We start from the raw sequence: 13005 nt of genomic DNA, 5'->3' as shown, positions 1-13005 counted from the left end.
GGCAAGCCAGCTCCCACAGTTTGATTCGGTTTCTCCCGTGCTAGAACGTCACTTCCATATTCACCGTCGGCGTCGATGTCCGCGTGCCCAGCCCGCCATCCACGCCAAACTTGTTGTGCCAGTATTCATAACCCACCCCGAGATACAGGTTCGGCTTCACGCTTTTACCGGGCCGCACCGCCACCATCAGCGCGGTGCGCATCAGGGTTTCCGGCGCGGTGTCGCGGCCATGGTAGTCCTCGCCCTTGTCCCCGACGTAATTGATAAATCCCTGGAATTTCGCCGCGTGGTTGGCGATTTCAAAGGGGCGCAGCCACGTCAGGTTGAGCATGTAGGTGTCGTCGAAGGTGTGATTCGACTCGCGTGCGCCGGGGATGCCGGTGTGGTTCCTTTCTTTGTAGTACATCAGGCTCAGGTCCAGCACGCCGACAGTGTTGAACTTCAAGGTCGGGCCGATGACGAGTGCGCGCTTTTTCGCTGAAGCAGCGTTGTTGTTGCGGTTGGCGTCAAAGCCCAGCGTCAGGGCGTAGTCCTTGATCAGCCCGGTGCCCAGCGGCACATCCAGGACCCGTGAGGCATACAACTGGTGTCGATACACCGCGTAGACCTCGCTGCCACCCCGGTCGGTGCCCTTGCGCGGGTCATGGCTGTCGGACAGGAACACATCAAGGTTCAGGTAGTTGCTGCCGTAGCGGTAGCCGCTGGCGTGGGTAAAGCTGTAGATGCGCTTGCTGAAATCGTCGGGGTTATTCGGATTGGTGAAGTGTTGGCCGTAGCGAAACCCTACGCTGTTGTTCATCCATTCCACCGCGACAGCCTCCCCGCCGCCGAGAAGGGTCAATGCAACGGTTGCGCCCTGTAATGCCTTTTTCATTGTTTCAGGTCCTTTGGCGTTCTGGCTCATGACGGCCGAATTGTTTTTGTAACGCCGATGGAGGGTATCTTGTTCGATTGATTGTATACAACTCTATGGACACACAGTCCAAACATTGCATACAGTGCTCGCACAACAAAAACAGAGAACCCCTCACCATGACTATCCCGAAGGCGTCACCGCAACGGCCAGAAGATGAGAATCTCGGCGTCGCGGCCAACATGGCTTACGGCCTGCAGCATGTGCTCACCATGTACGGCGGCATCGTCGCTGTACCGTTGATCGTCGGCCAGGCGGCCGGTTTGTCGCCGGCGGATATCGGCCTGTTGATCGCCGCATCGCTGTTCGCCGGTGGCCTGGCCACGCTGCTGCAAACCCTTGGCTTGCCGTTTTTTGGCTGCCAGTTGCCGCTGGTGCAGGGCGTGTCGTTTGCCGGTGTGGCAACCATGGTGGCGATTGTCGGCAGCGATGGCGCCGGCGGGGTGCCGGCGATTCTCGGGGCGGTGATGGCCGCGTCGTTTATCGGCTTACTGATTACGCCGGTGTTCTCACGGATCACCAAGTTCTTCCCGCCGCTGGTGACCGGCATCGTGATCACCACCATCGGCCTCACATTGATGCCCGTGGCGGCGCGCTGGGCCATGGGCGGCAATAGCCGTGCGGCGGATTTCGGCAGCATGGCGAACATCGGCCTGGCCGCACTGACGCTGGTGCTGGTGTTGCTGCTGAGCAAGATCGGCAGCGCGACGATCTCGCGTTTGTCGATCCTGCTGGCGATGGTGATTGGCACCGTGATTGCGGTGTTCCTCGGCATGGCGGATTTCTCCGGGGTGACCCAGGGGCCGATGTTCGGTTTTCCTACACCCTTTCATTTCGGCGTGCCGACCTTTCATGTGGCGGCGATCATTTCCATGTGCATCGTGGTGATGGTGACCTTGGTGGAAACCTCGGCGGACATTCTGGCGGTGGGGGAGATCATCGATACCAAGGTCGATTCCAAGCGCCTCGGTAACGGCTTGCGCGCCGATATGCTATCGAGCATGTTCGCGCCGATCTTCGGCTCATTCACCCAGAGTGCGTTTGCCCAGAACGTCGGCCTGGTGGCGGTGACCGGGGTGAAGAGTCGGTTTGTGGTGGCAACGGGCGGGGTGTTCCTGGTCGTGCTCGGCCTGCTGCCCTTCATGGGCCGGGTGATTGCGGCAGTGCCGACATCGGTGCTGGGCGGTGCCGGGATTGTGCTGTTTGGAACGGTGGCGGCCAGTGGTATTCGCACGCTGTCCAAGGTGGATTACCGCAACAACATGAACCTGATCATCGTCGCGACGAGCATCGGTTTCGGCATGATCCCCATCGCCGCACCGACCTTTTACGATCACTTCCCAACCTGGTTCGCGACGATTTTCCATTCGGGGATCAGTTCGTCGGCGATCATGGCGATCCTGTTGAATCTGGCGTTTAACCACTTTACCGCTGGCAACTCGGACCAGCAGTCGGTGTTTGTGGCGGGGACTGAGCGCAGTGTGTACTTCCACGATGTGGCGGCATTGCGCGATGGGGATTACTTCAGCGGCGGTAAGATGTTTGATGCTGAAGGGAAGGAGATTCCGGTGCTGGCTGAGGTGCCCAGGAAGTCCGTAAAGCCTGAGACCACTGAAGTCTGAACGGTTGGAGGTGGTTTGCTTGCCATGGGCATAGGTCTTTACGCAGCGCTTTGGGGGGCTCTGAGTCTGTGGGGCGTTTCGGTGGGTTGGGTACATATCCGTTGGTGCGGTAACGGCGGCTATGGGTTCCGCTCTTACAGCGGGTCACTTTTTTACAAACGCCTAAAAAAGTAACCAAAAAACGCTTTGCCCCACCACTCGGTACCTCGCCCAGGCTCGGTATGCCCGCACTCCGGCTTGAATCCGTGGGCCGCCGCAATGGGCCATCCTTGGCCCAGTGCGGCTAACCCGGCGTCCTGCCGGGTTACCCACGGATTCAAGCCTGCGTTCGGCCAGCGTGGTTAACGGGGCCTGTCAGATCAAGATCAACAGCAGATCAAAAGCAGAGCAAGGCGGCCTGACAGCCGGCCTGAGTGGTTGAAGCAAAAGCAGGGCAACAGCACAGCAACACCACGTTTACCGGATGAAATGGGTTCCAAATGTGGGAGCGGGCTTGCTCGCGAAAGCGGTGTGCCAGTCGGCTTATTTGTAACTGACCCACCGCATTCGCGAGCAAGCCCGCTCCCACAATGTTGACCGAGTTCAGCTGCCAGCACCGCAGTGCTCTGCTTTTCTGTGGGAGCTGGCTTGCCTGCGATGCAGACACTTCGATACATCAGGCATGCCCAGCCGCAGACCCGATACCAGCTCCCAGATTGACCCAATACAGTCTGAAGAGCAGCCCACTCTCTGCCTGATGTACCCAGTTCCAAATGTGGGAGCGGGCTTGCTCGCGAATGCGGTGGGTCAGTTAGCTCATCTGTCACTGATGCGCCGCCTTCGCGAGCAAGCCCGCTCCCACAATGTTGACCGAGTTCAGTTGCTAGCACCGCAGTGCTCTACTTTTCTGTGGGAGCTGGCTTGCCTGCGATGCAGACACCTCGGTACATCAGGCAAACCCAGCAGCAGACCCCATGCCATCTCCCAGATTGACCCAATACAGTCTGAAGAACTGCCCACCTTCTGCCTGATGTACCCAGTTCCAAATGTGGGAGCGGGCTTGCTCGCGAATGCGGTGGGTCAGTCAGCTCATCTGTCACTGATGCGCCGCCTTCGCGAGCAAGCCCGCTCCCACAATGTTGACCGAGTTCAGTTGCCAGCACCGCAGTGCTCTGCTTTTCTGTGGGAGCTGGCTTGCCTGCGATGCAGACACTTCGATACATCAGGCATGCCCAGCCGCAGACCCCATACCAGCTCCCAGATTGACCCAATACAGTCTGAAGAGCAGCCCACCCTCTGCCAGATGTACCCAGTTCCAAATGTGGGAGCGGGCTTGCTCGCGAATGCGGTGGGTCAGTTAGCTCATCTGTCACTGATGCGCCGCCTTCGCGAGCAAGCCCGCTCCCACAATGTTGACCGAGTTCAGTTGCTAGCACCGCAGTGCTCTGCTTTTCTGTGGGAGCTGGCTTGCCTGCGATGCAGACACCTCGGTACATCAGGCAAGCCCAGTCGCAGACCCCATGCCAGCTCCCAGATTGACCCAACACAGTCCGAAGAGCAGCCCACCCTCTGCCTGATGTACCCAGTTCCAAATGTGGGAGCGGGCTTGCTCGCGAAAGCGGTGTGCCAGTCGGCTTATTTGTAACTGACCCACCGCCTTCGCGAGCAAGCCCGCTCCCACAATGTTGACCGAGTTCAGTTGCCTGCACCGCAGTGCTCTGCTTTCCTATGGGAGCTGGCTTGCCTGCGATGCAGACACCTCGATACATCAGGCAAACCCAGTCGCAGACCCCATGCCAGCTCCCAGATTGACCCAGTACCGCCTGAAGAGCAGCCCACCCTCTGCCTGATGTACCCAGTTCCAAATGTGGGAGCGGGCTTGCTCGCGAATGCGGCGCACCATTCACCCACTCCATCAACTGACACACCACTTCGCTTGTGCTTTTGATCTAACCACTCAGGTCGGCTGTCAGGCCGCCGTGCTCTGCTTTTGACTGTGATCTGTTTTTGATCTTGATCTTAGGCGCCCCGTTAACCACGCTGGCCGAACGCAGGCTTTGGAGCGTGGGTAACCCGGCAGGACGCCGGGTTAGCCGCGATGGGCCAAGGATGGCCCATGGCGGCGGCCCACGGTCCAAAGCCTGCGTGAGGGCACACCGAGCCTAGGCGAGGTGCCGAGTGGTGGGGCAAGAGCCCTTTGGTTACTTTGGGGCTTTTCCAAAGTGACCCGCCGTAAGGGCGGAACCTATTTCGGCCGTGACCCAAACAACGGATATGCACTCAGCGCCCCCGACAACCCGTAAAAAAAGATAGCTAAATACAGCTCCCACAGCAGGATCTCAACCCGCTTTGAGTGCCGGGTGCGGCACCGAGCAGGCCTCATCCAGAAACTTCACCACGGTCCCCATGCACGCCTGGCGTTCTTCCACATGGGGCATGTGGCTGGAGTCTTCAAACAGCGCCCAACGCACGTCCGCGATCTCATCCAGGAACGGTTTAACCACCAATGGCGTGGCTTCGTCGTGCCGGCCGGAGATCACCAGGGTGGGCACATTGATCGCCGACAGCCGGCCAATCACGTTCCAGTCCTTCAAGCTGCCGATCACATGGAACTCCGTCGGGCCGCTCATGGCGTGGTACACCGTCGGGTCCGAGTCCACCGCCGCGAAGGTGCGCGCCACTTCTTCCGGCCACGGGATGACGCGGCACACGTGCTGGTCATAGAAAACCCGCGAGGCGGCGAGGTATTCCGGGTCTTGGTAGGTACCGGCCTGTTCGTGTTTGAGCAGGGTTTCATGTACGCCTTCAGGCAGCAGTTGGCGCAGGCGGTTGGCTTCGCTGACCCAGGTACGCATGCACGTCGGCGAGTTGGCCGGGATGAATGCGCGCAGGCCTTTGGGTTGCAGAATAGCGTGCTCGCTGCCGAGCATGCCGCCCCAGGATTGCCCGAGGATCGCGTAATTGTCGCTGATCTGCAGGTGGTCCAGCAGGTTGTTCAGCTCTGCGAGGAACAGCTCGATGGTCCAGAAAGACGCATCTTTTTCCGGTAGGTGTGTGGAGCGGCCATTGCCCAGTTGGTCGTAGTGGATAACCGCATGACCGCTGGCGGCAACGTCCTTGAACGCGTCGACATAGTCATGGGTGCAACCGGGGCCGCCGTGGATGATCACCAACGGTGTACGGCCGGTGGTCAGGTCGCCGGTGACGCGGTACCAGGTCTGGTAGGCGCCGAAGGCCGCATAGCCTTCGCGCATCTTCTCGATGAATTCCATTTCGTACCCTGCTCTGAAAAAAGGATCAGGGCTACGATAGTCGGCACGCAACGTTTAAGTAACTAGCAAAACAGCTAGGTTTTTCCGACGGTTCAATCTTCCAGCAAGCGGTAATGGGTGGCGCGGACCACCGCCTGGACGCGGTTTTTGGCCCCCAGTTTGTGCATTGCCGAGGCCAGGTGCAGGGTGACCACCGCCAGTGAACGGCTCAATTGCGTGGCGATTTCGGCGGCGGTCAAACCTTCGGCGGCCCATTTCAGGCATTCGCGCTCGCGTTTGGTCAGATGAATATGCGGGTAGGTCCGTAGCTCTTTGCTGAACAACGGGTAGGCCGCTTCCTGCAAGGCATGGGTAATCAGGCTGAAATCCGCCAGGGTCTGCTGGGCATCATTCAATACCGTGCTGGCGTTGCCGGTACGCAGGCCGGTCAGTGAGGCGAAACCGCCGCGCGGCAGATGGATGGGCACGCTGACCCCGCAGGTCAGTTGGCGTTCATGCAGGTAAGTGGACACCGGCGCATGGCAGGGGTCGATGATTTTTTGCAGTGCGGTCTGGGCTTTTGCTTCATAGGACCAGACAAACGGCGACACCGTGCTCAGGGCCAGGTGTTGCACCGGGTCGATCTGGTAAAACCCTTCGCGGCACCATAACGCGTGCCAGTCCGGCGGCGTGTTGCGCAGCTCCAGCACCGACGGCGTGATCAGTGAACCGTCCTGGTCGATGGGCACTGGCGTGTAGTCGTACACCAGCGCATCGAAACCCAATTGTTGGGCGAGGATAAACGTGTTGTCCATCTGTTCCTCCAGGCTCCTGCCTGGCATCAGACGGTTATTGAAGGCGGTTAGCTTGGCCAGCATCCGTTCTGCTCCCGAATTCATTTGAATCTCGACTTGCGGCAAGTAGAATGCCACGCCCCGGCGAAGGACTGCCAGGCCAAACCTATAAGAAATACTAGGTTATGGACGCACGGCATCCTCGGTAGTGTTGGCCACATAAACGGCCGCTGACTACCCGGCCGATCCAACACAAGGAATGTAAGCATGTGGCGTGAAATTGCCCCCGACCAGCAGTACAACGTGCAAGTCGACGGCCATAACGTCGTGGCCTACAGCTTTGGCGACGGCGATGAGGTGCTCTTGTGTCTCAATGGCGGCCCAGGCTTGCCGTGTGACTACTTGCGCGACGCCCATGGCTGGCTCAAAGACCATAACCTGCGAGTGGTTGCATTCGACCAGCTTGGCACCGGCGCATCAGCCAGACCGACTGATGTTTCCTTGTGGGAAATCAGCCGTTATGTCGAAGAAGTTGAGACCGTGCGCCGTGCACTGGGCCTCGGTCGCGTGCACTTGCTGGGGCATTCCTGGGGCGGCTGGCTGGGCATCGAATACGCCATCCATTACCCCAACGCACTGAAAAGTCTGATCCTCGAAAACACCGTCGGCGACATTCCGCACCTGTCCCAGGAGCTCGAACGCCTGCGCGGTGCCCTCGGCAGTGAAACCGTGGCCATGATGCAGCGTCATGAAGCCATGGGCACCCTGGACCATCCGCAGTACCAGGCCGCGATTACCTTGCTCAACTACCGTCACGTCTGCCGTCTGGACGAATGGCCGGAGCCGGTCAAGCGCTCCCTCGGCGACTGGAACATGGGCCCCTACGAAGCCATGCAGGGCCCCAACGAATTCCTGTATATCGGTAACCTCAAGGATTGGAACCGCATCCCCGAAATGGCTGACTTCAAGATGCCAATACTGATCACCACCGGTCAGCATGATGAACTCACGCCGGCCTGCGCCCATCGCATGAAGCTGGCCGCCAGGCATGCCGAATTACACGTGTTTCCGAACAGCAGCCACATGCCCTTTTATGAGGAACCCCAGGCGTACTTCCCGGTGCTGCTGGACTTCCTCGCTCGCCATCGAGGCTGACGGATGAACCTGGCGCGTTACCGATTTGTGCTGTCCCGGCCGCTGCAATTGCTGCCGGTGTTGTTTGGCATCAGCCTGATCACCTTTGTGCTGGTGCGTTCGATCCCCGGTGACCCGGCGCGGGCCTTGCTGGGTTCACGCAGTACCCCGGATGCGTTGCTGAAAATCCGCGCCCAGTACGGCCTGGATCAACCGTTGTGGCTGCAGTATTTCTACTTCCTCAAGAACTTGCTCAAGGGCGATCTCGGCCAGTCGCTGCTGTACAAGGTTGACGCTTTGAAGCTGATTGTCACGCGGATCGAACCGACCCTGGTGCTGGTGCTCGGCAGTGTGCTGCTCGCGCTGTTGATTGCGCTGCCGCTGGCGACGGTGGCGGCGCGCAATAAAGGCGGCTGGGCAGACAACCTGATCCGCGTGTTCACCACGGTTGGCCTGGGCATGCCGGCGTTCTGGCTGGGCCTGATGTTGATTTTGTTGCTGAGCGTGAAGTGGGGCCTGTTCCCGGTGTCCGGCTACGGGCGCAGCTGGCTGGATAAGGCTCACCATATGCTGCTGCCCTGTTTGACCATCGCCCTGGCGCTGTCGGCGGTGTTGGTCCGTAACCTGCGTGCGAGCATGCTGATGGAGTTGCAGGCCGACCATGTCACCGCCGCCCGGGCACGCGGGCTGCCGGAGGCCGCCGTGTTCCGTCGCCACGTGCTGCCCAACTCCCTGGTACCGGCGGTCAACCTGCTGGCGGTGAATATCGGTTGGTTGATCAGCGGCACCGTGGTCATTGAAAGCCTGTTCGCGATTCCTGGCATCGGCCAATTGCTGGTGCGCGGCATCTTCACCCGTGACTACATGGTGGTGCAGGGCGTGGCCATGGTGCTGGCGTGTGCGACGGTGGTGGTCAACTTCGTCGCCGACGTGGTCACGGTGGCCCTCGACCCACGGGTGAACATGCAATGAGCAGCCGCCCACTGATTGCCCCGTGGCGTTTGCGCCTGCGTTTTGGTTTTCGCGACGGTCGACTGACCGCTGCGTGGGGGCTGTTGATTGTGTTGGCCTGGCTTGCCCTGGCACTGTTTGCGCCGTGGGTCGCGCCGTTTGACCCGATTGCGCAAAACACCGATATCAGCTTGTTGGCCCCCAGCATGGCCCATCCGTTCGGCACGGATAACTACGGCAGGGACATCCTTTCGAGGGTGGTCTGGGGCGCGCGCATCGACTTGCAACTGGCCATCATCGGCGTGATCTTCCCGTTCATGATCGGCACCTTCGTCGGCGCCGTCTCCGGCTACATGGGCGGTCGTTTCGACAGCGTCTGCATGCGCGTGATCGATGTGATTCTCGCGTTCCCGTTCCTGGTGCTGATGCTGGCGATCATGGCCATTCTCGGCCCGGGCTTGAAGAGCTTCTATATCGCCATGGCGCTGGTGGGCTGGGTGTCGTATGCGCGGCTGATCCGCTCACAGATCCTGGTGCTCAAGGAGAGCGATTTCGCCCTGGCCGCCAAGAGCCTGGGCTTTGGCCACGGGCGCATTCTGTTCCGGCATTTGTTGCCCAACGCGATGTTTGGCTCGATCGTGTTTTCCATGTCCGACGCGGTGCTGGTGCTGCTCAACGGCGCCGCCGTGAGCTACCTGGGCCTGGGTGTGCAACCGCCGACGGCCGAGTGGGGCACGATGGTGGCCGAAGGGCAGGCGTTCATCACCACCGCCTGGTGGATTTGCACCTTCCCGGGCCTGGCCATCGTCACCCTGGCCATGGGTTTCAGCCTGTTGGCCGATGGCGTGGCGCAAGTGTTGGGGGATCGATCATGAGCCTGCTTCAAGTGCAGGACCTCAGCGTGATCGCCCATAACGCCGGGCGTGATGTCACCCTGGTTGACCGGGTGTCCTTCGACCTGGCCGAAGGCGAAATCCTCGGCCTGGTGGGCGAGAGTGGCTCGGGCAAGACTCTGGCCTGTCGCGGCCTGATGCGCCTGTTGCCGTCGGCCAATCTGCGCGTACAAGGCGGTGCCGTGCGCCTGGCCGGTCGCGATCTATTGCAACTGGATGACCCCGGCATGCGTGCGGTGCGGGGCGGGCAACTGGGCATGATCTTCCAGAACCCCAGCAGCCATCTTGACCCGCTGATGCGTATCGGCGAGCAGATCGCCGAAGGTATTCGGCTGCATCAAGGCGCGTCAAAAAAAGACGCACGCCTGCTCGCCATCGAGGTGCTGCGCCAGGTCGGGATTCCCGATCCCAAGGCGCGAGTCGACAACTACCCTCACGAGTTTTCCGGCGGCATGCGTCAGCGGGCAATGATCGCCGTGGCCCTGGGCTGCAACCCGAAAGTGCTGATTGCCGACGAGCCGACCACCGCGCTGGATGTGACCGTGCAAGCGCAAATCCTGCGCCTGTTGCTGGACCTGCGCGACCAGCGTGGCCTGTCGATGATCATGATCACCCACGACCTCGGCGTCGTGGCGCAAACCTGTGACTCGATCGCGGTGATGTATGCCGGGCGCCTCTGCGAACACGGCAGCAAGCACGACGTGCTGGCCCATCCACAGCACCCGTACACCGCCGGCCTGATCGATTGCCAGCCCGCCCACAGCGGCGGTCACGCCTTGCTGCGCACCATTGCTGGCCAGCCGCCGTTGCTGGATGCCTTGCCCGCCGGTTGCCGGTTCAACCCGCGCTGCCCGCAGGTGGGCGCCTTGTGCACCGAGCGGCTGCCGGAAGGCGCGCGGGTGGCGTGTCACTATCCCTTGGGAGGCCGCCCATGAGTCTGTTGCAGATCAAGGACCTGGAGGTGCGCTTTGCGGCCTCCGGCAGCGGTTTGTTCGGCCTGAAAAAACAGTGGGTGAGGGCGGTGAACGGGGTGTCGCTGACCCTGGCCGCCGGTGAGACCCTGGGCCTGGTGGGCGAATCCGGCAGTGGCAAAAGCACTCTGGGCCGGGCAATTTTGCACCTCAACCCGATCAGCGCCGGGCAGGTGTTGTTCGATGGCGTCGACATGGCTCATGGCAGCGCTATCGACATCGCTCGCCTGCGCCATGAAACCGCGATGATTTTCCAGGACCCTTACGCCGCCCTGAACCCGCGCCACACCCTTGGCGAAACGCTTGCCGAAGTGCTGCGGGTGCACCGCAAAGCCGCGCCAGAGCAAATTCCCCAGCGCGTGCATGAATTGCTCGAACTGGTCGGCCTGCGCCCCGAGTTGGCCAGCCGCAAACCCGGTTCACTCAGTGGTGGCCAATGCCAGCGTGTCGGTATCGCTCGGGCGCTGGCGGTGGAGCCGCGCTTGATCATCGCCGATGAGTGCGTGGCGGCATTGGATGTGTCGATTCAGGGCCAGATCATCAACCTGTTGCTGGAACTGCAACAGCGCATGAACCTGGCGATTCTGTTTATCGCCCATGACCTGGCCATCGTGCGCCGCCTGTGCGACCGCGTGGCGGTGATGTACCTGGGCAAAATCGTTGAGGAAGGGCCGGTGGAGGCGGTGTTTACCGCACCGCGCCATCCTTACACGGCGGCGCTGATCGAGGCGATTCCCGAGATTGATCCGCGTCGGCCCTTGCCAGCAGAGCCGTTGCCGGGTGAGCCGCCGAGCCCGTTGAATGTGCCCGCAGGTTGCGCCTTTCACCCGCGTTGCCGCTATGCCCGGACGATGTGTTCCGTGGTGTTGCCGCCTACTCATTTCCTGCACGAGCATCGATACAGTTGCGTGCTTGAAGCACCTTTGACCCTTTCTGCCATTCATGAACAAGGAGTTATGACATGCAATCCCGCCACTTGAAGTTGCTCGCCGCAGCTACATTGACCGCGTGGTCCCTCACTGCCGGGTTGGCACACGCCGCTGGCGTGCTGACCATCGGCTGCCGTGAAGACAGCACCACCTTCGATCCGATCAAAAGCGCGCAAAACCGCGACACCTGGGTGTTCGCCAACGTCTACGACACCCTGGTGCGCGTGGATAACCTGGGCACTAAGATGGAGCCGGGCCTGGCAGAAAGCTGGGAGATCTCCAAGGATGGCCTGACCTACACCTTCAAGCTGCGTGAGGCGACGTTCTCCGATGGCTCGCCGATCACCGCCGCCGACGCCGCGTTCAGCCTGTTGCGCATCCGCGATAACAAGGCCTCGCTGTGGAGCGATCCGTTCAGCCTGATCAACACGGCCAAGGCTGCCGACCCGCAAACGCTGGTGGTCACCCTGAAAACCCCGGCCGTTGCGTTCCTCTCGCAATTGGCCTCGCCGACGGTATCGATCCTGTCGGAAAAAGCCATGACCAAAATGGGCGAAGACGCCTACTCGGAAAACCCGGTGACATCCGGCGCGTTCACCGTCGAGGAGTGGCGCAAGGGCGATCGCGTCATCCTGAAAAAGAACCCGAACTTCTGGCAGGCCAAGAACGTCAGCCTGGATGGCGTGGAGTGGGTCTCCGTGACGGACGACAACACGCGCATGCGCATGGTGCAGAACAACGAACTCGACACGGCGATCTTCGTGCCGTTCTCCCGCGTGGAAGAACTGAAGAAAGATAAAAACGTGGTGATCCACTCCGACCCGTCCACCCGCGAAGATCACCTGCTGATCAACCACGCCCACGGTCTGCTGGCCAAGCAGCCGGTGCGCGAGGCGCTGGACATGGCCATCGACAAACAATCGCTGGTGAAGACTGCGACTTACGGTCAGGGCACCGTGGCCTATTCCTACATCCCGAAAGGCTCGCTGTTCCACTATGCCAACAACCTGCAGCGCCCGTATGACCCGACCGCCGCCAAGAAACTGCTGGAGGAGGCCGGGGCCAAGGATTTGAAGCTCAACTACGTGGTCAACGCCGGCAACGAAGCGGATGAGCAGATTGCGGTGATCATCAAGGACCAGTTGGCCAAGGTCGGCGTGACCGCCAACCTGCAGAAAGTCGACCCGACGCAAAGCTGGCAGATGCTGGTGGACGGTGAGTACGACATTTCAGTGATGTACTGGACCAACGACATTCTCGACCCGGACCAGAAAACCACGTTCGTACTCGGCCATGACACCAACCAGAACTACATGACCCGCTACAAGAATGACAAGGTCAAGGACCTGGTGGCGGCCGCGCGGATCGAGGCCGACCCGGTCAAGCGCGAGCAGATGTATGTGGAGTTGCAGAAACTGGCGAAACAGGATGTGAACTGGATTGATCTGTACTACAGCCCGTACATCAACATCTCACGCAAGAATGTGAGTAACTTCCTGCAAAACCCGCTGGGGCGCTTCACCCTTGAGGACGTGGTGAAAAACTAAACGCCCAGATACACCGCAAAC

The 13005-nt window shown here is 60.5% G+C and carries 10 protein-coding genes; 7 read left to right on the top strand and 3 right to left on the bottom strand.

The features are described 5' to 3' along the window. Nucleotides 1-40: 40 nt before the first annotated feature. Complete coding sequence (locus JFT85_RS07980; RefSeq protein ID WP_053255083.1) at nucleotides 41-874, bottom strand: nucleoside-binding protein; 834 nt, start codon at nucleotides 872-874, stop codon at nucleotides 41-43. Nucleotides 875-1032: 158 nt separating this feature from the next. Between JFT85_RS07980 and JFT85_RS07975 the strand changes: the two genes are divergently transcribed. Then, entirely contained in the window at nucleotides 1033-2535 is a 1503-nt protein-coding gene (locus JFT85_RS07975; RefSeq protein WP_169875796.1) for a nucleobase:cation symporter-2 family protein, read from the top strand. A 2318-nt stretch (nucleotides 2536-4853) separates the two neighbouring features. Here JFT85_RS07975 and JFT85_RS07970 read toward each other — a convergent pair. Both JFT85_RS07970 and JFT85_RS07965 read right to left on the bottom strand, forming a co-directional pair. Continuing rightward, the gene (locus JFT85_RS07970) at nucleotides 4854-5786 is read right to left on the bottom strand and encodes a proline iminopeptidase-family hydrolase (protein WP_053255085.1); all 933 of its coding nucleotides are present in this window, start codon (nucleotides 5784-5786) and stop codon (nucleotides 4854-4856) included. A 92-nt stretch (nucleotides 5787-5878) separates the two neighbouring features. After that, nucleotides 5879-6643 (bottom strand): LuxR family transcriptional regulator, encoded by a 765-nt coding sequence (locus JFT85_RS07965; protein WP_169875863.1) that lies wholly within the window; start codon nucleotides 6641-6643, stop codon nucleotides 5879-5881. A 183-nt stretch (nucleotides 6644-6826) separates the two neighbouring features. Here JFT85_RS07965 and JFT85_RS07960 point away from each other — a divergent pair, with 183 nt between their 5' ends. Genes JFT85_RS07960 through JFT85_RS07935 form a run of 6 tightly spaced genes read left to right on the top strand, consistent with a single transcriptional unit; the run spans nucleotide 6827 to nucleotide 12984 of the window. Further along, complete coding sequence (locus JFT85_RS07960) at nucleotides 6827-7714, top strand: proline iminopeptidase-family hydrolase (protein WP_078827897.1); 888 nt, start codon at nucleotides 6827-6829, stop codon at nucleotides 7712-7714. 3 nt (nucleotides 7715-7717) lie between these two features. Beyond that, a complete protein-coding gene (locus JFT85_RS07955) occupies nucleotides 7718-8665 on the top strand; it encodes an ABC transporter permease (RefSeq protein ID WP_053255088.1) in 948 nt (315 codons plus the stop codon). Continuing rightward, on the top strand, nucleotides 8662-9519 hold the full coding sequence (locus JFT85_RS07950) for an ABC transporter permease (RefSeq protein WP_078827898.1): 858 nt from the start codon (nucleotides 8662-8664) through the stop codon (nucleotides 9517-9519). The genes JFT85_RS07955 and JFT85_RS07950 overlap by 4 nt, the downstream gene beginning before the upstream one ends. Next, nucleotides 9516-10472, top strand: a complete 957-nt coding sequence (locus JFT85_RS07945; protein ID WP_053255090.1) for an ABC transporter ATP-binding protein — start codon at nucleotides 9516-9518, stop codon at nucleotides 10470-10472. Before JFT85_RS07950 ends, JFT85_RS07945 begins: the two co-directional genes overlap by 4 nt. Further along, complete coding sequence (locus tag JFT85_RS07940) at nucleotides 10469-11488, top strand: ABC transporter ATP-binding protein (protein WP_053255091.1); 1020 nt, start codon at nucleotides 10469-10471, stop codon at nucleotides 11486-11488. Before JFT85_RS07945 ends, JFT85_RS07940 begins: the two co-directional genes overlap by 4 nt. After that, nucleotides 11470-12984, top strand: a complete 1515-nt coding sequence (locus tag JFT85_RS07935; RefSeq protein ID WP_053255092.1) for an ABC transporter substrate-binding protein — start codon at nucleotides 11470-11472, stop codon at nucleotides 12982-12984. The genes JFT85_RS07940 and JFT85_RS07935 overlap by 19 nt, the downstream gene beginning before the upstream one ends. Nucleotides 12985-13005: the final 21 nt, after the last annotated feature.

It is taken from the genome of Pseudomonas sp. TH04 (genome assembly GCF_016651355.1).
Taxonomy (GTDB): Bacteria; Pseudomonadota; Gammaproteobacteria; order Pseudomonadales; family Pseudomonadaceae; genus Aquipseudomonas; species Aquipseudomonas fluorescens.
The sequence above is the reverse complement of the archived record's forward strand: the minus strand, read 5'-3'. Positions and strand labels throughout refer to the sequence as shown.